We start from the raw sequence: 19,381 nt of genomic DNA, 5'->3' as shown, positions 1-19,381 counted from the left end.
GCCACCGGGATGGCAGTGTTGCAACGGCAGGTAAAAAATGCCCTTTCAGGTATTTGGGGTGGGGATTGCGCAGGGCAGGCGGGGCGGCTTGGACGCCCGTGGGACGGGAACGGGGCTTGCGTACAGGTCCATGCTTACCAACCAAGGAGCCTGACTATGAAAACCCGTGCCATGACTTGCGCTTTCGTACTCCTGGCAGGCCTGACGTCCGCAGGCGCGGCGCTGGCCCAGTCGGCCAGTCCGACCACGCCGTCTTCCACGCCGAACGACGCCTCTGCCGCCCAGCCGAACCGCCCCTTGCCGCCGGGGCAGATGGCGCCTGCACCCAATGCAACCCCGCCTTCCGGGACGACGGCGCCTTCGACGCAACATAGCGGCAGCATGTCGTCGGGCAAGAAGCACTCCGATGAAACGCCTAACCGTCCGCGCGAAGCCAACGATAATGTTCCGCGCACGCCGGGGGCCGGTGCTGCGCCGCCTCCTGGGTACCCGAACACGGGCGGTTCGAAGTAATCGCCGTAAGCCAGGTGGCAACGAAGAAGGCTTCCCGAGGGAAGCCTTCTTTGCGTGCAACCGAGTTGCCCCGGCGTGGTCGCGTCGAACGCGGGCTTAGTGCTGGCGGCGCAATTCCGCCGGCGGCACCCGCAGTTGGCCCCGATACTTGGACACGGTGCGGCGCGCCAGCAAGATGCCGCTGGCCGCCAATTGCTGAGTCAGGGCCACGTCCGACAACGGCATCGCCGGGTCTTCGGCGTCGAGCATTTCCTTGATCAACGCGCGCACCGCAGCGGCCGAGCACGAACCGCCGGATTCCGTGGCCAGTTCGCGGGAAAAGAAGTGACGGAATTCAAACACGCCGCGTGGCGTCACCATGTATTTGCCGACGGTGGCGCGGGATACGGTCGATTCGTGCATGTCCAGGTCGTCGGCGACTTCACGCAGCATCAAGGGGCGCAATGCCACTTCGCCATACTCGAAGAAGGTCTGCTGCCGCTTGACGATGGCTTCGGCGACCCGCTGGATCGTCGTGTACCGCTGCTCCACGTTACGCACCAGCCAGCGCGCTTCTTGCAGTTCCTGGGCCATGGGGCTGCGGTCATCCAGGCGGGCACGGCGGAACAGGTCGGCGTAGGTGCGGTGCAGCCGCGCCTGCGGCATCGCATTGCGATTGGGCAAGACGCGCCAACGCGCGTGCCACTTGTCCACGAACACGTCGGGGACGACGTACACGGGGGCTTCGGCGCTATAGCGGGCACCGGGTTTGGGGTCAAGGCTGCGGATCAGCGCGCAGGCGTCTCGCAGCGCCTCGTCAGAACAATCCAGCACGCGGCGCAGGCCGATGCAGTCGTTTTTTCCCAGACGGTCAAGGTGTTCGCGCACGATGCGCAGCGCCAGATCCCGGGTGGAAGCGTCCACCGTCCGGGAGGCCATCAATTGCAGCGTCAGGCATTCCGTCAGGTCGCGCGCGGCCAGGCCCGGCGCATCCAACTGCTGTACCAGGCGCAGGGCCGCCGTCCATTCCCCGTCGTCGGGCGGGGGGGTGAACTCGGGCCGATCCGGGCTGCAAAGGCTGTTTAGGGGCACGCGCAGATACCCGTCATCGTCCAGCGCGTCGATGATGAACTCGGCCAACAGCCGATCCCGGGGTTCCAGGTGGTAATTGCCCAGGTCCATGGACAGGCGTTCGCGCATTGACAGCGACGCGCTGGCCCATTGCCCCAGATCCTTGCCTTCGCCGGATCCCGACGACGGCATGGGGTAATCGCCGGAGTAGGCGGGCGCGTCGGGGGGCGCCTCTTCGCCATCCGCGGTGCTCGTCGGGATGGGCTCGGCCGGCGCATCGACCGGGTCGCCATGGCTGGCGGGCTTGGCGTCCGGGCCGATTTCCACCGGATCGGCGTCTTGCTCGTCGCCATCTTCCAGAAAGGGATTGGTGGCTAGCGCATGCTCCACCGCGGTCGTGAATTCAAGCGCCGACATTTGCAGCAACTTGACGGACTGTTGCAGTCGGGGCGCCAGCGTCATCTGCTGGCGCAGGCGCAATTCTTGCGTAGGGTGGCCCAATCGAGTCTCCTTGCCAGGGAGCCGCCGGACGGCGGCGCATCCTTGATACTCAAGCAAACTCCGTGCCAGGTGAGTTTGCGGGCGGGTATCGAGAGAGCGCGGTCGCGGGCGGAGCCGCTATTACAAGCCGACGGTAAGAACTGCTCAGCGGTCCGCCAAGCCTTCCTTGTCGTACACGTCCAGCCGGTTGTAGAGCGTTTTCAGGCTGACGCCCAAGGTGTCCGCTGCCAGGCGCTTGTCACCGTCATGATGCGCCAGCGTGGCAAGGATGAACTCGCGTTGCGCGCGGCCTAGCGGCATGCCCACCGGGAAGCTCAGCGCGCCGTCGCGCATTTCCGATCGCTGACGGGCGGGGGCGCGCGCCAGCAGGTCGGTGTTCAATTGCGCATCCGAGAGGATGAAGGCCCGCTGCACCACGTTGCGCAGTTCCCGCACATTGCCGGGCCAGTCGTGTTGCTGGATCGCGTCCAGCATCTGCTTGGAAAACGTCTTCTGTGTGCGGTGCTGCGCGTTCAGGGTATCCAGGAACCGGTGCGCCAGGATCAGCGCATCGCTGCCGCGTTCGCGCAGCGGCGGCACCCGCAGTGGGATGACCAGCAAGCGGTGCAGGAAGTCTTGGCGCAGCCGGCCATCGGCCACCGAGGCGGCGGGGTCGCGGTTGCTGGCGCAGATGATGCGTACATTAGCGCGCAGCAGATCGGACCCGCCGACACGCTGATACGTCCCGGCTTCCAGGACGCGCAGGAAATGCACCTGCATGTCGGGCGGCATCTCGGTGACCTCGTCCAGGAAGAGGGTGCCGCCGCTGGCGTATTCGAAGTAGCCGGCGTTCTGCGCCAACGCGCCAGTGAAGCTGCCTTTTTCGTGGCCGAACAGTTCGGCATGCGCCAACGTGCCGCTGATGGCGCCGCAATTCACGGCGACGAAGGGGTGGCTGCGCCGTTCGCTGGCGTCATGGATCGCGCGTGCCACGATCTCCTTGCCGGCCCCGCTTTCTCCCACGATGAAGACGCTGGCGTCCGTGGACGCAGCGAGTCGCACCTGGGTGCCCAATTTTTGCATGACCGGCGACAGCCCGGTCATGTCCATCGGAGCGGCGGAGGACGCAATCGCATCCTCGCGCCCAGTGGTGGTGCGGTTTGCCATGTGCAGTTACCTCGGCCCGTCAGGCCTAGTCGCGATCTATTTATCGTAGTAGCCGGCTCGCCGCAGGAATGCGACCAGTTGCAAGTATTCGAAAACTTTAGTGGACAGTATCGATTGTTTACGTCTGTCGACGCCAGACTGATTATTCTCAATTTCATGTCAATGCGCGGCGCCGACATCGTGCCGCGCACCGCCATACGGAGAAGCTATGCCTCATTTGCTGATCGTCGATGACGACGACGCGATACGGGAAACCCTTGCCGAGATGGGCCGCGACAGCGGTTTCTCGGTAGCGGTCGCGGCCAGCGTCAAGGACGCGCTGATACAGCTTGAACGGCAGGCACCCGACTTGGTGTTGACCGACGTCCGGCTGCCGGGCGGCAACGGAATGGACATCTTCAAGAATGTCGCCGCGGCCAGCGCCGAAGTCGTCGTGATGACGGGCCACGGCACGGTCGACTACGCCGTCCAGGCATTGCGCCTGGGCGCGACCGATTTTCTCGTCAAGCCGATTTGCATGGAACGCCTGAACGGCATCCTGAGCCGGGTGGTGGCCAACGCGGGCGGGGACCTGCCAGGCATGCCGTTCGAGGAAGCCGGGCGCTTCGGCAAGCTATACGGCGCATCCGAGTGCATGACGGCGCTGTATCGTCAGATTGGACGCGTGGCGCCCACCAACGTCACGACCTTGCTTATCGGAGAAAGCGGCACCGGCAAAGAGCTGGCCGCCCACGCAATCCACGAGCTCAGCCCGCGCCGTCAGCGGCCGTTCATTGCGGTCAACTGCGGCGCGATTTCTCCCAATCTGATCGAAAGCGAAATGTTTGGCCACGAGCGCGGCAGCTTCACGGGCGCCGACCGTCAGCACAAGGGCTATTTCGAACGCGCCGACGGCGGCACCCTGTTCCTGGACGAGGTCACCGAGATGCCGTTGGACCTGCAGGTGAAACTGCTGCGGGTGCTTGAGACCGGGCAGTTCATGCGGGTCGGCACCAACCGCGAAATCGGTTGCGACATCCGCATCGTCGCCGCGACCAATCGCAATCCTGAACAGGCGGTGCAGGAGGGCAAGCTGCGCGAAGACTTGTACTACCGGCTAAGCGTGTTTCCCATCGAACTGCCGCCGCTGCGGGATCGCGGCGACGACATCCTGTTCCTGGCGCAACGATTCCTGCAGGCGCAGAACCAGGAGACCGGCAAGAACAAGGTGTTTTCGCCGCAAGCGGCCGACGCCCTGGCGCAGTACGACTGGCCGGGCAATGTACGTGAACTGAAGAACTTCGTGCGGCGCGCCTTCATCATGGCGGACGGCGACGTGCTGAATGTCGACATGCTGGCGCCGCATGTGTCGCCCAGCGGCGATGCCCCGACCAGCCAGGTCAGCGTGCCCGTTGGTGAAACGCTGGCCGAAGCCGACCGGCGCCTGATCCTGGCGACGCTGGCGCGTTGCAATGGCGTCAAGAAGCAGACGGCCGCGATGCTGGGCATCAGCCCCAAGACGCTTTACAACCGGCTTGAGGAGTATGCCGCCGCCGGCTATATCCTGCCAGGCGAAGTCGGAACGAGCGAGGCGCGCGACGCAACCTAGGCGCCGCCCCGGCCAGCGCGGCACGGGGCGATGCCACGCGCCGCCGGCTTATTTGCCGTGGCGCGTTTTCAGCTCGGCCATGCAGGCGTCCTTGGCGTTACCCGACATAGCGTCGCATTTTTCCTTGCCCACCTTGTAGTCGGCATCGTTGCGCGTCTTGGCGGCGTCATGGCTCGCTTCGGCCTTTTCCTTGCCCGCCTTGGCATCCGCTTTCGCCTTGTCGCGCGCAGCCTCGGCCTGCTGCTGACACACGTCCTTCTGGTTGCCCTTCATTCCGTCGCATGCCTTTTTGTCCATCTTGTATTGGTTGTCGATCTGGTCATTGCTGCGCACGGAGGTCGTTTGCGCGGAGGCCTGGAACGCCAGGGCGGACAGGCACAGCGCGATAGCGGGGCAAACGGTTCTGGACAGATTCATGGCTAACTCCTTTGGGTGAGGGGCCCGGCGTTAACCGGACCTGCACCCCACAGCAAGCAAGCGGCGTTCCCGGCGCGCGCTCGGGAACGCCGCTTGCGCGGCAGGCAGTTCCAATAGGCTATACGGAGAGCAAGATGAAGCAACCCGCGAAAGAGAAGGCCAAGCCCGAGGCGAACACCCCGAATGACGAAGCCGACGCCGCTCGTCGCAGTGGCCAGTTCGGTGCGGACCAGCCCGGCTTCGGCAAGAAGCCGCCGGCAGCGAAACGGCCAGCGGACAAAAAGCCCAACACCAAGGGACCGGAGTTTGAAGAAGGCGGGCAGTACCCCGGTAAGCGTCCCGACGGAAAATAGGGCGGTTGGCGCCCTAGTCGGCGCCGTCGCCCCATTTGAACAGCAGCACGACGCAATGCAGCGCGGCCAGCCCGATCAGCCCTTGGACGGCGCGGGTTGCCCCCGCGTACGGCAAGATTTTCGCGAATACGTCCAGGTTGACGGCGGCGATCAACCCGCAGTTCAGGCCACCCGCCACCACGGCAATCAGCGCCACCCAATCCAGCCAGGACAGCTCGCGCTCGCGCGGTTCGGCCCCTGCGGCAGTTTCTGCTTCAGCAATGGAAAAAACTCCATTATCGAGGGGCAGGCTATTGGCGTCCTCATGCGCCGCCGACGCGGGGCCAAGCGCCGCAGGGTGCAAGGACGACGGGGGCAATGGCGAAGGCAGGGGCTCACCCACCATTGCGCTCCGGATTCGGGGCTGAATGGGACAGGCCGGCTTCATCGCCGCCCGTCACACGGTCCGGCGCGATATCGCTGCCGTCGTCGTCGCGCGAGTCGGGTTCAACGCTTTCACGCTCCCCCGTCGCCTGGGAATCGCTGTCGGAATGCGCCATGCCGGGGGGCAGGTCGCTGGCCGAGTCGGAGGAATCGCTGGGTCCCAGATCGGGGCGGCCGGTGTCGTCCAAATCGGGAAAATCGGGGGCAGGAGGGCGGGGCATGGCGGTCTCCGGGCAAGGGTCGAAGGGCAGGGCAAGCGTGACTTGCGCACGGCCCGACAGCAAGCGCCGTGCCATCTTCGGATGGGCATGCAAGTTGCTGCGCCCGGTACACATCCTTCCGGGAGATCGTCATGTCTTTGATTGTCGCCGCACGCTTCCAGACATTCGACCAGGCCACCGTGGCCGTGCAGAAACTCTTAACAGAAGGTTTCACTGAAGACGACGTGCACACCTTCTACATCAACACAGCGGGCGGGCATGCGCGATATCCATTAGGGGGCGACCGCGTGGCGGACCCCGACGCCAAGGGCGGGCATCTGGGCGCCGTGGCGGGCGCGTCGGCCCTGGGCCTGCTGTTCGCGCTGTTGGGCGGCTTCATCGCAGCGCGAATGGCGGCGCCGATTCTGATTGTCATCGCGGCCGCCGGCGTGGGGGCATACCTGGGCGCACTGGCCGGCGCGCTATGGATCGTGGGCCGGGACAAACGCAAAGTCCGCGCCACCCCCGGCGACGAAGAAGAGCATCCGGCCGTGCGGGCGGCCGGCGTGATGCTGGCGCTGCATGTCCCGGTGGGCAAGGAGGCGCTTGCCCGCCAGGTACTGCGCGAAACGGGTGGGCGCGACATCGAACGGGCGCAGGGTCGATGGCAGAACGGCAAATGGCAGGACTTCGACCCCTTGACGCCGCCCGAGCGGGTGGAAGCGCCCACCTCCAACGTTTAAAGGATCAATCGCCGGCGCTGCCCGTGATGGGCAACACAATCCCCGTGATGTAGCTGGCGCAGGCCGGGGACGCCAGAAAAACGTAGGCAGGCGAGATCTCTTCCGGTTGCGCCGGCCGTCCCAGGTCGGTCTGCTTGCCAAATTCCTTGATCGCTTCCGGACTTTGATCCGCGGGATTCAGCGGCGTCCAGACAGGGCCGGGCGCCACGGCGTTCACGCGGATGCCCTGGCTTGCCAGATTTCCGGCCAGCGAGCGGGTGAAGGCGTGTATGGCGCCCTTGGTGGAGGAGTAGTCCAGCAATTTGGCGCTACCCCGCAGGCCGGTCACCGAGCCGGTATTGATGATGGACGCCCCTGCCTTCAGATGCGGCAGGGCAGCCCGGGCCATGTAGAAGTAGGCGGTGATGTTGGTGCGCAGCGTCTTATCCCACTTTTCGTCGCTGATCTCGGTCAACGCTTCGGTGTGCTGCTGATACGCCGCGTTGTTCACCAGCACGTCCAGTTTGCCGAAGGCTTTTACCGTCTGGGCCACGGCGTCCTCGCAGAACGCGGCTTCGCGCACGTCTCCGGCGATCAGCAGGCAGCGACGGCCTTCGGCTTCCACCGCACGCTGGGTGGCCTCGGCGTCTTCATGCTCGTTCAAATACACGACGGCGACATCGGCGCCTTCGCGGGCGAAAAGCACACTGACGGCGCGCCCAATGCCGGAGTCCCCGCCGGTGACGATGGCGGCCATGTCTTGCAGCTTGGCGCTGCCCCGATAGCCGGGGGCCTGGTATTGCGGCTTGAGCTCCATGTCGGCTTCGTTGCCAGGCTTCTCAAGATGCTGGTCCGGCATGGGGGGCGTGGGATGGGGACGGTCGCCGGTACCGGCGTTCTGGGGCTTGCTCATCGAAGGCTCCTTGGGTCAGGCGCGAAAGGCGCACTACGCCCACGGCACGCAAATGTTGTTCCCGGCGATGGCAAGAACCACGTAGGCGGTTGACGCCGACGCGAACGAAAATGTGCAAAAAAAAGCCGGGCTGAGGCCCGGCCGGTGCCAGACTGGCGCGATTACTGGCGGCCCACGACGACGCCAAAAAGAAAGGCCGCGCCGGCCACGAGGCCGATGGCCTGCCACGGCCGCGCGTGAATGTATTCCTCGGTGCAGTCCAGGGTTTCGCGCATCAGGTCGCTGGCATTGTCGGAGGCATCGCGCAGGCTGCGCCGCGTGGCCGTCAACTGCTCCGACAAGCGGGCTTTCAGCGCGTCCAGGTCCGAGGGGTCGGCGTCGCGCAATGTTGCCTCGATGTCATCGATCCAGCTTTCCGGATGGCGCGCGCGTCTGCGCGACCCACGATTGTCCGGGCCGTTCTCGGGAAAGTCGGAAGGCAGAGGGGTGTTCGTAGAGGCCATCTGAAAGCTCCTGGCAGTCGGGCGGGATTTCAACCATCGCAGACCGGCCCGTGCGGCTGCGCGGCGTGTCGGGGCGCTAGGCCTCGAGCATGTCCTGGCAGGCCAGGGTGCAGGCGAGGCAAGCGCCGGCGCAGACCTGGCAATGCTCCATGTCCTGGTGCGGCGTGCATGCGCGGGCGCAGGCATCGCAAATCAGCGCGCACAAAGTACATAGCGCGGTAGAAAATTCGCCGTTGCGCGCGAGCATGGCGGCGCAGAGACGGCACACGCTGGCGCAATCGGTGGCCAGGCTGATGCAGCGCTTCATCCGGGCCGCGTTGATGTCCAGGCTGGCCGCGGCGCATTGGTCGCAAGCCACCGCGCATTCATAGCAGGCTTGCACACATTGCTCGAAGTTTGGGTCTCGCATTGCATCTCCTTGTGAGTTCCCGTGGCGGTCAGCGAAGGCATGCCCGGCCGGGCCGGGCACATCCGCTTGCAATTTGAAGGTACTGACAGTGCTTTATCCCGATGGACGGCCGTAGGATGGAATTTCGGAACTTGGCAGGAGATACCCATGAAAACCCGCTCCCGATCGACCGCCGCCGCGTCTGGCCAGGCAGACAAGTCCGCGCAAACCGGTGCGCAGAACAACGCTAAGATACTGCCGCCGCGTGGCCCCGTCGATGTGCCGAAACAACCGGTGAAACCAGACGAGTCGACGCCGGACGAAGCCGCGCGCGACAAACGCGCGGTTGTCGACAACCAGACGGAATCGAACTGGGCCGACGGCGCCGCGCCGCAGCCGCGCGCGAAGAACGCCCGCTCATCCATTTTATGACCCCTTGCGGCCAACGTGCCCATTGTCGGCGCCCGGCTGCGCGCGCAAGAAGGCCAGCAGGCGGCGTTCGTCCGCGTGCAGGCCTCGCGGCGCATCCGGGGCCCGGACCTTTGGCGGCAGGGCGCCGGCCAGATAAGCGTCCAGCACGGCCGGGTGCACATAGCAGGCGCGGCACACGGCAGGCGTGTTGGCCAAGCGTCGCGAGACCTGCTTGATCACGTCCACGACGGCCTGCCTGGCTTGTGTTTCGTTCTCGAAAGGGCGCGCTTGCAGCGCGGCGTACGCCAGCACCGAGCCCGCCCAGGTGCGGTAGTGTTTGGCGGTGAAATCGCCCCCGCCGGCGGCGCGCAGGTACGCGTTGACCGCGCCGGAATCCACGGGATGCTTGCCGCCGTCCTCATCAAGGTACTGGAACAACTGCTGGCCCGGAATCTCCAGGCAGCGCTTGATAATGCGGGCAACGCGGCGGTCTTTCACCGTGACGTCGTGGGGCACGCCGCTCTTGCCCTGGAAACGGAAGCGGAAGCCTCCTCCCGTCACCGTCGCATGCCGCCTTTTCAGCGTCGTCAGGCCATACGACTTATTCGACCGCGCGTACTCGCGCGCGCCGATGCGGATCAACGTCGTCTCAAGAAGGCGCACCAACGTGGCGATCACTTTGTCCTGGGCCAGTCCGGCCACCCGCATGTCCCGGGCTACCTGCCGGCGGATACGGGGCAGGGCCTGGCCGAACGCCAGCAGATTCTGATATTTGTCCGCGTCGCGTAATGCGGCCCAGTCGGGGTGATAGCGATATTGCTTGCGGCCGCGGGCATCGCGGCCGGTGGCCTGCAGGTGTCCTTCCGCCAGGGGGCAGATCCAGACGTTTTCATATGCCGGCGGGATCACCAGCGCGTGGATGCGGGCGATTTCCGCAGCGTCGGTGATGCGTTTGCCGCGCGTATCCAGATAGTGGAATGCATTGCCGTTCACGCGGACCCGCCGATAGCCCGGCTGCGTGTCGTCCACGTAGACCAGCGATGCGGGGGTGGGCGGCGAGGCGGGGGCGGCATCCATGCGGGTCTCCAACGGCGTCGCGGGCGGTGAGCAAGCGGCGTGCCTGCCGCCGCTTGCGGACTGCCCGGCCGCCGCTCGGGCACGGCGCTTGCTGAGGCCGTCGGCAGCAACAACATCAGCGAAACGATCATTGTGGCCGGGGCTATTCCCCGTTCCGGCAATGATCCGTCAAGGAGAGTGCCATGCAAGCCACACTGCAGCTACACGTGCCGCCCAAGCCCGACCCGATTCCGCCCGGGTCGCCGCCGGGGGACCTGCCGGTGGAACCCGACACCGACGAACCCGAAGTGGATCTGCCGCCGTTGTCGCCGCCAGTCAAAGAAATAGATCCCCCGAAACGCTGACGCCCGCGTATCGCCGGAAAAATCGAATCAATAACGACGAGGAGTCATCATGTCGACCATTTTGCTGATCATTCTGATCCTGCTGCTTATCGGCGCCGTGCCGGCGTGGCCGCACAGCCGGAGCTGGGGTTACTACCCCAGCGGCCTGCTTGGTATTGTCGTGATCGTGCTGATCGTGATGTTGCTGATGGGGCGGATATAAAAGCTGACGGCCGGCTGAGCGCCAGGCGGCGCCGGCCGGCCGTCTTTGCAGGGAATGGTCGCCCGTTGGACGGGTGGTAGCGTTGGGCACTGGGCGCGGCGTAAGATTTGCCCGCCTTTCGCAGATATCCGCTCAACCAGCGACGCCAAAATGACCATTCCCTTATTGATTCTGATCGACAGCGTGCACGATTACCTGCCCGCGATCCAAGCGCGCGGCTTTCAAACCCTTTACGCACCCACCGCGCAAGCCCGCGCGCAAGCCATCCAGGACCACGGCCACGACATCCGCGTGGTGCTGACGCGCGGCGCAACCGGTTTGCACGCCGATGAAATGGCCGCCTTGCCCAAGCTTGAACTGGTCTGTTCGCTGGGCGTTGGTTACGAGAACATCGATTTGGCCGCCGCAGCGTCGCGCGGCGTCATCGTTACGAACGGTCCGGGCACCAACGCCGTGTCCGTGGCCGACCACGCGATGGCGCTGCTGCTGGGCGCCGCCCGTCATCTGCCGCAGGCCGATGCCTGGGTGCGGCAAGGGCACTGGAGCGGCTTCATGGGGACGCAAGTCACGGGAAAGCGCCTGGGCATTCTTGGTCTGGGCACCATCGGGCTTGAAATCGCCAAGCGCGGCGCGAATGGGTTCGGGATGAGCGTGGGTTACTACAACCGACGAGCCCGACCCGAATCCGGCTATGCCTATTTCGACAGTCCGCGCGCCCTGGCGGCGGCGTCCGACTTCCTGGTGGTGGCCACGCCAGGCGGCGCGGGCACCCGGCATCTGGTGAACGCCGAGGTGCTGGACGCGCTGGGTCCCGATGGCTATCTGGTGAACATCGCCCGTGGCAGCGTGGTGGATACCGCCGCGCTGATCGCCGCGCTGGCCGAAAAGCGTATCGCGGGTGCGGGTCTGGATGTGGTGGATGGCGAACCACACGTTCCCGACGCACTCAAGCAACTGGGTAATGTGGTGCTGACGCCGCACAGCGCGGGCCGTTCTCCGGAAGCGGTGGCGGCTACCGTGGCGTTGTTCCTGCAGAACGCCACGGCGCATTTCGGCGGCCAGCCGGTATTGACGCCCGTGTTGGACGCGCAGGCGGCAGCTGCCCAGGTGTGATCAGTGCGAGAACATGATCGGTACGGTCATGCTTTTCAGGATGGACGCGGTGGCGCCGCCCATGGCCCATTGGCGCAACTTGCTATGCCCGTAGGCGCCCATCACGATCATGTCGGCGCTATGGTCGGCGGCAGCATTCAGGATGGTGCTGCCTACGCCGACGCCCTTGATGTCGCGGCGGACGTGATCCGGCGCGGGCGTGCCCTGGGCGACGCAGTACGTGGCAAGGTCTTCGAAAGGCACGGCTTCGCCTTTCTGCGAGCTTCCGCCTTCATCCATGGTCAGGGCGATCAACTGCGTCGAGAGGCGCAGCGTCGGCATGGCGTCGCCAAGGGCGCGCGCGGCTTCGCGGCTGCCATCCCAGCAGAACAGCACGCGTTCACCCACGGCGGGGAAGTCGCCGCTGGACGGCAGCACCAGCACGGGGCGCCCGGCGGTCAATAGCATCTGCTCGACGAATTCGGCTTCGTGCGCGGCTTCGACGTCGTCGCGGTTGAATTGGCTGACGATGACGAGATCGCTCGCGCGGGCGTGCAAGGCGACGCAGACGCTGGGCGCGGTTTCCCCGGCTCGCACGACGGCGGGAACGTCGGCTTGGGCCGCCGCTTCCAGGAATGCGTTCTGTACCACGGCGCGATTCTGCGCCTGCAGTTCCTTCATGACATTCAGGGTGCGGGACATCAGGACGGATTCGCCGTAGTAGTACTGCGGCGGCGCGGCGCTGGCATAGATGCCGACGAGTTCAGCCTTGTGGCGCTTGGCCAGCGACAGCGCCAGGTCGGTGCGGCGTTTGCAGTCGAATCCGTGGTCAAGGTGTACGGCAATGCGGCGATACATGCGGGTCTCCTCAGTTAGCGTCCCATCGTTAGATGGTTGCGCGTTCCCCGAGGGGGGCCCTTGATACGCGTCAAGCCGTGCCCAGATAGCCGCAAAGCGCGCAGAGCCGCGAGGCGCCGCGCCGTCCGGGGCTACCGAGGCGGATCTTTCTCGATGCGGTCGCGCAGTTGGCGAACCTGCCGCGCCTGCTGCGCAATGCGGTCGAGGGGATCGGCCAAGGCGGGGTCGGCCGCCACGATGGCGGCGGGTACCGCCCAGGGGCGGGGCGGAAGGTCTGGCGCGTCGTCCTGAGGGTGCAGGGCATGGGCCAGCACCCGGCCATAGTCGCGCAGCGCGTCGGCGGCGGGGGTTTGTGGCGGCAGGGCGGGCTGGATTTCCAGCACCGTCCCGGCAGCGGTGATGCGCCGCATGGCGTTCAGCAGGTTCACGGCCGTGTCGACGTTGCGTTCGCGGTGCATCGGGTTTTGCTGCAGGCGCTGCAACGACGCTTCGGCGTTATCCGCCGACAGGCAGGCCTGGCGCCGCAAGGCGACGATGGCCTGGTCGTCCGCGTCGGGGGCCGCGCCGCCTTTTTGCTGGATCAGCGCCAGGGCGTAGGCCGCGTGGCGGTCCAGCGCGCGCGTCAGGGCGCCCGCCAATTGCCGTGGCTCTTTTTCCGGCCACACCAGAAAACCGACAAGTAGGGCCAGGATCCCGCCCAACACGCTATTGAACGCTCGCAACGCGGCCAGCGTGGGCTCGTAGATTTCCGGCTGCTGGATATGGCTGACCAGCACGAACTGGGACGTCAGGAAAAACGTGAAGAGCGCGTAGTGGATAGTGCGCGCGGCGAAAGTGCCCAGGGCAATGGGCAGCACCGCCAGCGCGACGGAAAGCGGCGTGCTCAACAACAAGCCCAGCAGGGATGCGCCGATGGCGCCCGCCACGCTGCCCGTCACGCGCTCGAGGGTGCGTTGCCAGGTGGTTGCGAAATAGGGCTGAAGGATGAATACCAGCGTCAGCGACATCCAATAACCATGGTTCACGGCGAAGGTCTTGGACAAGGCCACGGCGATGGTGGCACCCACGCCCACGCGCAAAGCGTGGCGGAAGGCATCGGACTCCACGCTCAGGTTTTGCCGCAGCGCACGCCATGCCTGCCGCGCGCGGGACGCCGCGCGGCGCTGCTGCACGGGCGCGGCGGGCGCGCCGCCCTGGTCGAACAAGGCCTGCATGATCGCTTGCGCCGTATGCAGCAGGCGGTCAAGCACCGGCACCATCGTCGCCAGATCGGGCGCATAGGCCATGGCGCCGCCGCGCAGGTCATGCAACCCCGCGCCGAAGTGCGCCAGGCGTTCACGCAAGCATTCCGCCTGTTTGGGGTCGTTGACGTCCGAGGTGCTGGCGATGGCGTTGCAGACGCTGGCATACCGGTGCAGCGCGTGCGACAGGTGCGCGCCGGCGCTACGGCCCAGCCATTGCGGCGCGTGGGATTCCAGCAGATCGGCGCAGGCGACCAGCGCGATGAAGCTGTCTTCGGCGCTGTCCAGCAGATACGTCAGTTGATTGCCGCGGGCGCGGCGCGAAGGCCGGGTGTCCTGGACCTCGCGGATACGAACCCGGGCGGATTCCAGGGCGGCCCGCTGGGCGCTGCGCGAAGGTTTGGTGACGGCGGTCCAGGCTTCCGGACGAGCCGCCGGCGTCAGGCCCGAATACATGCGCGCCAACGCGTCGGCAAAATCCGCCAACCCGCGGTAGCAATGGGCCACCGCGTGCGTGGCGTCTTTCCAGGGCCGTCTGCGCCACACCAGCGCAGTCATCAAGATGGCCCAGACGGCGCCCGCCAGGAAGAACAAGGTGTACCAGAGGCTTTCGGACAGCGTTGGGGCAGGCAGTTCGGCGGCCACGACGAAACCGGCGGACAGCAGCGTGCCTACGATGGCCGCTGCGGGACCCAGTACGCGCAACAGACCGCCGAAGGTGCAGCAGACGAACGTCAGCGGCAGCAATAGCCATAGATGGCCGGCGCTGGCGCTGGCCAGGAAACAAAACAGGGCGCCGATCAGACCCAGCGCCAGCATGGAGCCCGCGCGCTGGCGCAAGGGGCCGCCCGGGTCCCCGAAACAGGCCCAGAATGCGGCGATCGCGGTCCATCCCAACCGGGGTTCGTGCGCGAGCACGGCCAGGATGACCGGGGCCGCGCTGATCGCAGCGGCTTGCAAGGCGTCCAGCCACAGGACGTTGCGCAGGGATGCGCGCCAACGGGAAAGCAGGTTCGTCACGCTATTCATAGGGGCCGCACGGGCGCCCGAGAGCCGAAAGACGCAAACCCTACCATGTCGACAAGGCCAATTTCGCAGCGTCGGGCCCGCTGTCCACGGGATGCCGGATCCATGAATTCGGATGGATGCATACAAATGGTTTCATTTATGTGACGTTACGGCGGATTAAGCGCAAAATTGCCTGGAACAATTGCTCGAAATCGCATAAAAAACAGTTGGCGGATCAACGGTGCCGGCAATCAATGTCTGGCGCCATCGCGGCAAGCCGATAGTGAATACTCATGTCCCAATGTGCTTCTATCTGCGCCCGGACAGCGCAGGCCTTACCCAGAGGCACGCGAGGAGCGTAGACATGACGCCGAATCACGAGGCTTCCACTAGCTCGGTGGTCAGCGACGAAGAAGTCGCGGCCATGGTGACAGGAAAAGATGGCCTGCGGGTGTTGTTGCAACCGCAGGTGGATCTGATGACAGGCAGGATTGTGTCGGCCGAAGCCTTGGCGCGATGGCAGCATCCCCGCCTGGGCATTGTCATGCCTGCCGAGTTCATCCCCGCGATCAACCGCATGGGCATGGACAAATTGCTGTTCGAGCGTGTCTGCGTTCGCGTGATCGACATTCTATTGACGATGCGGCGCGCGGGCATCGCCGTGCCAATCGCCATCAACGCACCCGCCACGACGCTATCCGACGAGCGCGCCGTGGATTTTTTGCTGGATCTCATCTACACCGCCGAGCTGCCGGCCTCGCTGGTGCGGGTTGAATTGACCGAAGACCAACCCATCCGGGAACTTGATGTCCTGCGCGCGTCGCTGATGAAGCTGGAGGACGCGGGATGCGAGGTCAGCCTGGACGACTTCGGCACCGGCCACGCGTCGTTGAAGCTGCTGTCGGCCATCCCCTTGTCCGAAGTCAAGATTGACCAGTATTTCGTGACGCGCATGCGGCGCAGCGCCGTGGCGTTCGAAGTACTGCGCACCGCCGCCGAACTCGCCACCCGGCTGGGCTGGCGCGTCGTGGCCGAAGGGGTGGAAAACGTGGCTGACATCCCCGCGCTACGGGCAGCCGGTTGCCGTTACGGACAGGGCTTCGCGTTAGGGCGCCCGATGCCGCTGGATGCGTTGATGCTGCGGTTGCGCACGCAGCGCGATGGTGGCGAGCCCCTGGCGGCACCCGCCAATTACGCCTCGTCCTGGATCGAGGCCTTCGACAGCGTCGCCGACGCCGAACCCGCCTTTCCCGTCCGCGCGACGGCGCAGTAGCGCCTTCGCGCAGTTCCGGGCGGCAGTTTCTTCCAACAGGGCCGGGACTTACCGGTCCGGAAGCGGGGACATTGGTCCGCCGCGTTCGCTGCGCCCCGGCGCCGCATTTGGGCACGCCAGTTGCTATGCCTGGTCCAGCGGAGTCTTTCCGCCTTATCAGGAGACTTGTAATGCCCAACCAGAATCAGCCGGACCAGCAAAAGCAGCCGCAAAAGCAGCAATCCCAGGAAAACCCCCGGGACCGTAATCAGTCCCCTGGCCAGCAACCAGGTCAATCGGGACAGCACGCCGATAAAGGCCAAGGCCAGCAGGGCCAACAGCCCGGTCAGCAAAATAAAACGCAACGCTGACCCCGTGATCGCGCATTGAATCCGGAAGCCGGAAGCGCGACGCCCGACGGCCCCGTCCCCGCCCACAAACGGCGCGGACGGGGCTGTTTGCGTAAGGGCATAAGCCGCCATCATCCATTTCGTCCATTGAATAATGGGCCCGTATCGCCGACCATTGCCTTCATCGTCGGCCCCCCGAACCTGGAACCGCAATGAGCTTGAACGCACCCGCGCCGCGCCGCAGATCGGCCCTGGGCACCACTATCGCCGTGCTGCTTATCCTTGCGGCGTTGGTCGGGGTGCTGGCCTTTGCCGTCACCCGCATCGTGGAACAGCGAGTTTCCAACATGCTGGGGCCGCGCGGGCAGGTGGGCGACGTGAGGGTGGGGTGGCGCCAAGTGGTGCTGACCGACGTCAATGTGCCCGGGGCTTCGGGACAAGCGGGCGCACGCGCCAAACGGATCGTGCTGGAGCCAGAGTGGTCGGCGTTCCTGCGCCGCGAAACGGTCTTCAATTCCGTCGAGATCGAGGGCTTCGATTTTGCGGTGGTACGTGGGGCCGATGGCGAATTGAAGATTGCGCCCGCGTTGCAGGCGGCGCTGCATGCCGGTGCCGGAGGCGACGCCAAACCGCGCGGCGACCGCACGATCCGCATTACGGACCTGATCCTGCGCGACGGCCGCCTGGATTTCGAGGATGCCGTGGTGGCGAAGCCCCCGCATCGCATTCCCTTCCACAACGTGCAGGCCAGGTTACGCCCGGTGTCCGTGCCCGGCGACGGCGCGCATAGCGACATGACGTTCAGCGGCAATCTGGAAGACAACCGCAACGGCGAGGCGACCGTGCGCGCGCAGGGCTGGCTTCAAATCGGAGGCACGGACGCCGACATGAAGGTGGCGGTGCGCAACATGGATATCCGGCACGCCGCACCCTATCTATCGGAAAAGGAAGCGGGGTCGCTCACGGGGGGCGCGATGGATCTGGATATGAATACGCGCATCGCGAACCGCGAATTGCAGGCCTCGGGCACTGTCGCGCTGCGCGGGCTGACATTCAGCGGCGACGGCCTGCTGTTTTCATTACCGCGCAAGGCGGTGCTGGCAGCCATGAAAGACAAGCAAGGCGCGGTGCGCTTCGATTTCAAGCTTCGAGGCAGCCTGGACAACCCCAAGTTCTCGGTCCAGCGAGGCTTTGCGGCGCAGGTGGCGCAAGGCTTCGGTCACGCCATCGGCGTCGGGGCGGAAGGCGCGGCCGCGGGCGTGACCGGGGCAGTGAAGGACCTGGGCAACGCCTTGTCGGACCTGCTCAGTCCCTAGTGCGCGGCGTCGGCGGCGTGCTTGCCGATCAAGGTGGCGCTGGCGTCATTCAACCCGACGACGTCCACGGCCAGGCCGGCACGGCGCAGTTTGGCGACGGTCTTATGTAGGGCGTCGACGGCGGAAATGTCCCAGAAATGCGCGTTGGACACGTCGATCACTACCGTATCGACCGCCTCGTGAAAGTCGATGGCCGCGGCAAAGCGTCCGGCCGAGGCGAAGAACACCTGGCCGGCATACCGGTATGTGCGCGTCGCGCCATCGGCGGACAGACTGGCGGTCACGTTCATCAGGGCGCGAACCTTGCCCGCGAAGAACAGGCCGCTGAGCACCACGCCAGTCAGAACGCCGCGGGCCAGATCGTGCGTCCAGACGACGACCATGACCGTGGCCAGCATCACCACCGACGATTGCCAGGGGTGCGACCGCAGGTTGGGGAACGACTGCCAGTGGAAGGTGCCGATCGACACCATGATCATCACCGCGACCAGCGCCGGCATCGGGATACGCGCCACCAACGGGCCCAGCGCCACGATCAGGAACAATAGGAAAGCGCCCGCCACCAGCGTCGACAGCCGCGTCCGGCCGCCCGACCTGACGTTAATGACCGACTGGCCGATCATGGCGCAGCCGCCCATGCCGCCCAGGAACCCCGTGACGATATTGGCGATGCCCTGGCCCTTGCATTCGCGACGCTTGTCGCTGGCGGTATCCGTCATGTCGTCGACGATCTGCGCGGTCATCATCGATTCCAGCAGGCCCACGGCCGCCATCGTCAACGAATAGGGCAGGATGATGCGCAGCGTTTCCAGCGTGAACGGCACATCGGGGATCTGGAAGAACGGCAGGGCGGACGGCAGCTTGCCCATGTCGCCCACCGTGGCGACGTCAAGGCCCGCATAGAGGGACACGGCCGTCATGGCGATGATTGCCACCAGCGGCGAAGGCACTGCCGTGGTCAGGCGCGGCAGCAGGTAGATGATGGCAAGCGCGGCGGCGATCATCGCGTAGGTAACCCAGGTCACGCCCATCAGATGGGGCAATTGCGCCATGAAGATGAGGATGGCCAGCGCGTTGACGAAGCCCGTCACGACCGAGCGCGAGACGTACTGCATCAGCAGGTCCAGCCGCAGGAACCCGGCGGCGATCTGAAAGACGCCCATCAGCACGGAGGCCGCGAACAGATACCCGATCCCGTGGTCGCGCACCAACGGCACGACCAGCACGGCGATGGCCGCAGTAGCCGCCGAGATCATGCCCGGCCGGCCACCCGTGAACGCGATGATGACGGCAATGGAAAAGGAAGCGTACAGGCCCACGCTGGGGTCCACGCCCGCGATGATGGAGAAACCGATGGCTTCGGGGATCAGGGCAAGCGCGACCAGCACGCCCGCAAGGATATCGGCGCGCGGATTGGACATCCACTCGCGATGAAGCTTGGAAAAGAAAGACATTGATTGGCTAACCTGAGGTCAGCAAGCGTCGGGCGGTGCCCCATTCAAGAGGGGATGCG

The 19,381-nt window shown here is 65.5% G+C and carries 23 protein-coding genes; 11 read left to right on the top strand and 12 right to left on the bottom strand.

Annotated features, from left to right (window positions below; genetic code table 11):
- The first annotated feature begins 156 nt into the window (after window positions 1-156).
- Window positions 157-513, top strand: coding sequence for a hypothetical protein (locus tag CQ050_RS31340; protein WP_105558673.1), 357 nt, complete (start codon window positions 157-159; stop codon window positions 511-513).
- A gap of 96 nt (window positions 514-609) precedes the next feature.
- On the opposite strand, the gene CQ050_RS20565 is transcribed toward CQ050_RS31340, so the two are convergent.
- Both CQ050_RS20565 and CQ050_RS20560 read right to left on the bottom strand, forming a co-directional pair.
- Complete coding sequence (locus CQ050_RS20565; protein ID WP_233214199.1) at window positions 610-2,025, bottom strand: RNA polymerase factor sigma-54; 1,416 nt, start codon at window positions 2,023-2,025, stop codon at window positions 610-612.
- Between the two features lie 183 nt (window positions 2,026-2,208).
- Window positions 2,209-3,126: a sigma-54-dependent Fis family transcriptional regulator gene (locus CQ050_RS20560; protein ID WP_233214198.1), complete on the bottom strand. Its 918-nt coding sequence runs from the start codon at window positions 3,124-3,126 to the stop codon at window positions 2,209-2,211.
- A 292-nt stretch (window positions 3,127-3,418) separates the two neighbouring features.
- Here CQ050_RS20560 and CQ050_RS20555 point away from each other — a divergent pair, with 292 nt between their 5' ends.
- Complete coding sequence (locus tag CQ050_RS20555) at window positions 3,419-4,798, top strand: sigma-54 dependent transcriptional regulator (RefSeq protein WP_105558670.1); 1,380 nt, start codon at window positions 3,419-3,421, stop codon at window positions 4,796-4,798.
- A gap of 48 nt (window positions 4,799-4,846) precedes the next feature.
- Here CQ050_RS20555 and CQ050_RS20550 read toward each other — a convergent pair whose 3' ends face one another.
- Window positions 4,847-5,215, bottom strand: coding sequence for a hypothetical protein (locus CQ050_RS20550; RefSeq protein ID WP_105558669.1), 369 nt, complete (start codon window positions 5,213-5,215; stop codon window positions 4,847-4,849).
- A 134-nt stretch (window positions 5,216-5,349) separates the two neighbouring features.
- Between CQ050_RS20550 and CQ050_RS20545 the strand changes: the two genes are divergently transcribed.
- Window positions 5,350-5,568 (top strand): hypothetical protein, encoded by a 219-nt coding sequence (locus CQ050_RS20545; RefSeq protein ID WP_105558668.1) that lies wholly within the window; start codon window positions 5,350-5,352, stop codon window positions 5,566-5,568.
- 13 nt (window positions 5,569-5,581) lie between these two features.
- Here the strand turns inward: CQ050_RS20545 and CQ050_RS20540 are convergent, their stop codons facing one another.
- Together CQ050_RS20540 and CQ050_RS20535 are read right to left on the bottom strand one after the other, a co-directional pair.
- Window positions 5,582-5,953 carry a DUF378 domain-containing protein gene (locus CQ050_RS20540; RefSeq protein WP_105558667.1) on the bottom strand — a complete coding sequence of 124 codons (372 nt, stop codon included), beginning with the start codon at window positions 5,951-5,953 and terminating at the stop codon, window positions 5,582-5,584.
- Entirely contained in the window at window positions 5,943-6,212 is a 270-nt protein-coding gene (locus CQ050_RS20535) for a hypothetical protein (RefSeq protein WP_105558694.1), read from the bottom strand. The genes CQ050_RS20540 and CQ050_RS20535 overlap by 11 nt, the downstream gene beginning before the upstream one ends.
- A gap of 131 nt (window positions 6,213-6,343) precedes the next feature.
- Between CQ050_RS20535 and CQ050_RS20530 the strand changes: the two genes are divergently transcribed.
- A complete protein-coding gene (locus CQ050_RS20530; protein WP_105558666.1) occupies window positions 6,344-6,934 on the top strand; it encodes a hypothetical protein in 591 nt (196 codons plus the stop codon).
- A gap of 4 nt (window positions 6,935-6,938) precedes the next feature.
- Here the strand turns inward: CQ050_RS20530 and CQ050_RS20525 are convergent, their stop codons facing one another.
- The 3 genes from CQ050_RS20525 to CQ050_RS20515 all read right to left on the bottom strand — a co-directional run bounded on the left by CQ050_RS20525 (window position 6,939) and on the right by CQ050_RS20515 (window position 8,738).
- On the bottom strand, window positions 6,939-7,826 hold the full coding sequence (locus CQ050_RS20525) for an SDR family oxidoreductase (protein WP_105558665.1): 888 nt from the start codon (window positions 7,824-7,826) through the stop codon (window positions 6,939-6,941).
- A 161-nt stretch (window positions 7,827-7,987) separates the two neighbouring features.
- Window positions 7,988-8,329 (bottom strand): YqjD family protein, encoded by a 342-nt coding sequence (locus CQ050_RS20520; protein ID WP_105558664.1) that lies wholly within the window; start codon window positions 8,327-8,329, stop codon window positions 7,988-7,990.
- Window positions 8,330-8,405: 76 nt separating this feature from the next.
- Window positions 8,406-8,738 carry a four-helix bundle copper-binding protein gene (locus tag CQ050_RS20515; RefSeq protein ID WP_105558663.1) on the bottom strand — a complete coding sequence of 111 codons (333 nt, stop codon included), beginning with the start codon at window positions 8,736-8,738 and terminating at the stop codon, window positions 8,406-8,408.
- A 147-nt stretch (window positions 8,739-8,885) separates the two neighbouring features.
- Between CQ050_RS20515 and CQ050_RS20510 the strand changes: the two genes are divergently transcribed.
- Entirely contained in the window at window positions 8,886-9,149 is a 264-nt protein-coding gene (locus tag CQ050_RS20510) for a hypothetical protein (RefSeq protein WP_105558662.1), read from the top strand.
- On the opposite strand, the gene CQ050_RS20505 is transcribed toward CQ050_RS20510, so the two are convergent.
- Window positions 9,144-10,205, bottom strand: coding sequence for a DNA topoisomerase IB (locus tag CQ050_RS20505; protein ID WP_105558661.1), 1,062 nt, complete (start codon window positions 10,203-10,205; stop codon window positions 9,144-9,146). The two genes, CQ050_RS20510 and CQ050_RS20505, sit on opposite strands and share 6 nt — an antisense overlap.
- Window positions 10,206-10,387: 182 nt before the next feature.
- Between CQ050_RS20505 and CQ050_RS31010 the strand changes: the two genes are divergently transcribed.
- From CQ050_RS31010 to CQ050_RS20495, 3 genes are all read left to right on the top strand, one after another.
- A complete protein-coding gene (locus CQ050_RS31010) occupies window positions 10,388-10,549 on the top strand; it encodes a hypothetical protein (RefSeq protein ID WP_199196882.1) in 162 nt (53 codons plus the stop codon).
- Between the two features lie 49 nt (window positions 10,550-10,598).
- Entirely contained in the window at window positions 10,599-10,751 is a 153-nt protein-coding gene (locus CQ050_RS20500; RefSeq protein ID WP_006219570.1) for a DUF3309 domain-containing protein, read from the top strand.
- Between the two features lie 150 nt (window positions 10,752-10,901).
- A complete protein-coding gene (locus CQ050_RS20495; RefSeq protein ID WP_105558660.1) occupies window positions 10,902-11,864 on the top strand; it encodes a 2-hydroxyacid dehydrogenase in 963 nt (320 codons plus the stop codon).
- Here CQ050_RS20495 and CQ050_RS20490 read toward each other — a convergent pair whose 3' ends face one another.
- Together CQ050_RS20490 and CQ050_RS20485 are read right to left on the bottom strand one after the other, a co-directional pair.
- Window positions 11,865-12,701 carry a universal stress protein gene (locus tag CQ050_RS20490; RefSeq protein ID WP_105558659.1) on the bottom strand — a complete coding sequence of 279 codons (837 nt, stop codon included), beginning with the start codon at window positions 12,699-12,701 and terminating at the stop codon, window positions 11,865-11,867. It lies immediately after the preceding gene.
- A 131-nt stretch (window positions 12,702-12,832) separates the two neighbouring features.
- Entirely contained in the window at window positions 12,833-14,971 is a 2,139-nt protein-coding gene (locus CQ050_RS20485; RefSeq protein ID WP_105558658.1) for an FUSC family protein, read from the bottom strand.
- 343 nt (window positions 14,972-15,314) lie between these two features.
- On the opposite strand from CQ050_RS20485, the gene CQ050_RS20480 reads away from it, so the two are divergent.
- From CQ050_RS20480 to CQ050_RS20470, 3 genes are all read left to right on the top strand, one after another.
- A complete protein-coding gene (locus CQ050_RS20480) occupies window positions 15,315-16,223 on the top strand; it encodes an EAL domain-containing protein (RefSeq protein ID WP_105558657.1) in 909 nt (302 codons plus the stop codon).
- Between the two features lie 170 nt (window positions 16,224-16,393).
- Window positions 16,394-16,573, top strand: a complete 180-nt coding sequence (locus CQ050_RS20475) for a hypothetical protein (RefSeq protein ID WP_105558656.1) — start codon at window positions 16,394-16,396, stop codon at window positions 16,571-16,573.
- 191 nt (window positions 16,574-16,764) lie between these two features.
- Window positions 16,765-17,868 carry a DUF748 domain-containing protein gene (locus CQ050_RS20470; RefSeq protein ID WP_105558655.1) on the top strand — a complete coding sequence of 368 codons (1,104 nt, stop codon included), beginning with the start codon at window positions 16,765-16,767 and terminating at the stop codon, window positions 17,866-17,868.
- On the opposite strand, the gene CQ050_RS20465 is transcribed toward CQ050_RS20470, so the two are convergent.
- Window positions 17,865-19,322 carry a SulP family inorganic anion transporter gene (locus CQ050_RS20465; RefSeq protein ID WP_105558654.1) on the bottom strand — a complete coding sequence of 486 codons (1,458 nt, stop codon included), beginning with the start codon at window positions 19,320-19,322 and terminating at the stop codon, window positions 17,865-17,867. The genes CQ050_RS20470 and CQ050_RS20465 overlap by 4 nt on opposite strands.
- Window positions 19,323-19,381: the final 59 nt, after the last annotated feature.

The sequence above is a fragment of the Achromobacter sp. MYb9 genome (genome assembly GCF_002975275.1).
Classification (GTDB): Bacteria; Pseudomonadota; Gammaproteobacteria; order Burkholderiales; family Burkholderiaceae_B; genus Achromobacter.
Note: the sequence above shows the minus strand (reverse complement) of the source record. Positions and strands in the feature narration are given on the sequence as shown.

Bases quoted from the DNA above. Each gene is read 5' to 3' on its own strand.
- CQ050_RS31340 (WP_105558673.1), top strand. From the start codon at position 157: ATGAAAACCCGTGCCATGACTTGCGCTTTCGTACTCCTGGCAGGCCTG.
- CQ050_RS20565 (WP_233214199.1), bottom strand. From the start codon at position 2,025: ATGACGCTGGCGCCCCGACTGCAACAGTCCGTCAAGTTGCTGCAAATG.
- CQ050_RS20560 (WP_233214198.1), bottom strand. From the start codon at position 3,126: ATGCAAAAATTGGGCACCCAGGTGCGACTCGCTGCGTCCACGGACGCC.
- CQ050_RS20555 (WP_105558670.1), top strand. From the start codon at position 3,419: ATGCCTCATTTGCTGATCGTCGATGACGACGACGCGATACGGGAAACC.
- CQ050_RS20550 (WP_105558669.1), bottom strand. From the start codon at position 5,215: ATGAATCTGTCCAGAACCGTTTGCCCCGCTATCGCGCTGTGCCTGTCC.
- CQ050_RS20545 (WP_105558668.1), top strand. From the start codon at position 5,350: ATGAAGCAACCCGCGAAAGAGAAGGCCAAGCCCGAGGCGAACACCCCG.
- CQ050_RS20540 (WP_105558667.1), bottom strand. From the start codon at position 5,953: ATGGTGGGTGAGCCCCTGCCTTCGCCATTGCCCCCGTCGTCCTTGCAC.
- CQ050_RS20535 (WP_105558694.1), bottom strand. From the start codon at position 6,212: ATGCCCCGCCCTCCTGCCCCCGATTTTCCCGATTTGGACGACACCGGC.
- CQ050_RS20530 (WP_105558666.1), top strand. From the start codon at position 6,344: ATGTCTTTGATTGTCGCCGCACGCTTCCAGACATTCGACCAGGCCACC.
- CQ050_RS20525 (WP_105558665.1), bottom strand. From the start codon at position 7,826: ATGAGCAAGCCCCAGAACGCCGGTACCGGCGACCGTCCCCATCCCACG.
- CQ050_RS20520 (WP_105558664.1), bottom strand. From the start codon at position 8,329: ATGGCCTCTACGAACACCCCTCTGCCTTCCGACTTTCCCGAGAACGGC.
- CQ050_RS20515 (WP_105558663.1), bottom strand. From the start codon at position 8,738: ATGCGAGACCCAAACTTCGAGCAATGTGTGCAAGCCTGCTATGAATGC.
- CQ050_RS20510 (WP_105558662.1), top strand. From the start codon at position 8,886: ATGAAAACCCGCTCCCGATCGACCGCCGCCGCGTCTGGCCAGGCAGAC.
- CQ050_RS20505 (WP_105558661.1), bottom strand. From the start codon at position 10,205: ATGGATGCCGCCCCCGCCTCGCCGCCCACCCCCGCATCGCTGGTCTAC.
- CQ050_RS31010 (WP_199196882.1), top strand. From the start codon at position 10,388: ATGCAAGCCACACTGCAGCTACACGTGCCGCCCAAGCCCGACCCGATT.
- CQ050_RS20500 (WP_006219570.1), top strand. From the start codon at position 10,599: ATGTCGACCATTTTGCTGATCATTCTGATCCTGCTGCTTATCGGCGCC.
- CQ050_RS20495 (WP_105558660.1), top strand. From the start codon at position 10,902: ATGACCATTCCCTTATTGATTCTGATCGACAGCGTGCACGATTACCTG.
- CQ050_RS20490 (WP_105558659.1), bottom strand. From the start codon at position 12,701: ATGTATCGCCGCATTGCCGTACACCTTGACCACGGATTCGACTGCAAA.
- CQ050_RS20485 (WP_105558658.1), bottom strand. From the start codon at position 14,971: ATGAATAGCGTGACGAACCTGCTTTCCCGTTGGCGCGCATCCCTGCGC.
- CQ050_RS20480 (WP_105558657.1), top strand. From the start codon at position 15,315: ATGACGCCGAATCACGAGGCTTCCACTAGCTCGGTGGTCAGCGACGAA.
- CQ050_RS20475 (WP_105558656.1), top strand. From the start codon at position 16,394: ATGCCCAACCAGAATCAGCCGGACCAGCAAAAGCAGCCGCAAAAGCAG.
- CQ050_RS20470 (WP_105558655.1), top strand. From the start codon at position 16,765: ATGAGCTTGAACGCACCCGCGCCGCGCCGCAGATCGGCCCTGGGCACC.
- CQ050_RS20465 (WP_105558654.1), bottom strand. From the start codon at position 19,322: ATGTCTTTCTTTTCCAAGCTTCATCGCGAGTGGATGTCCAATCCGCGC.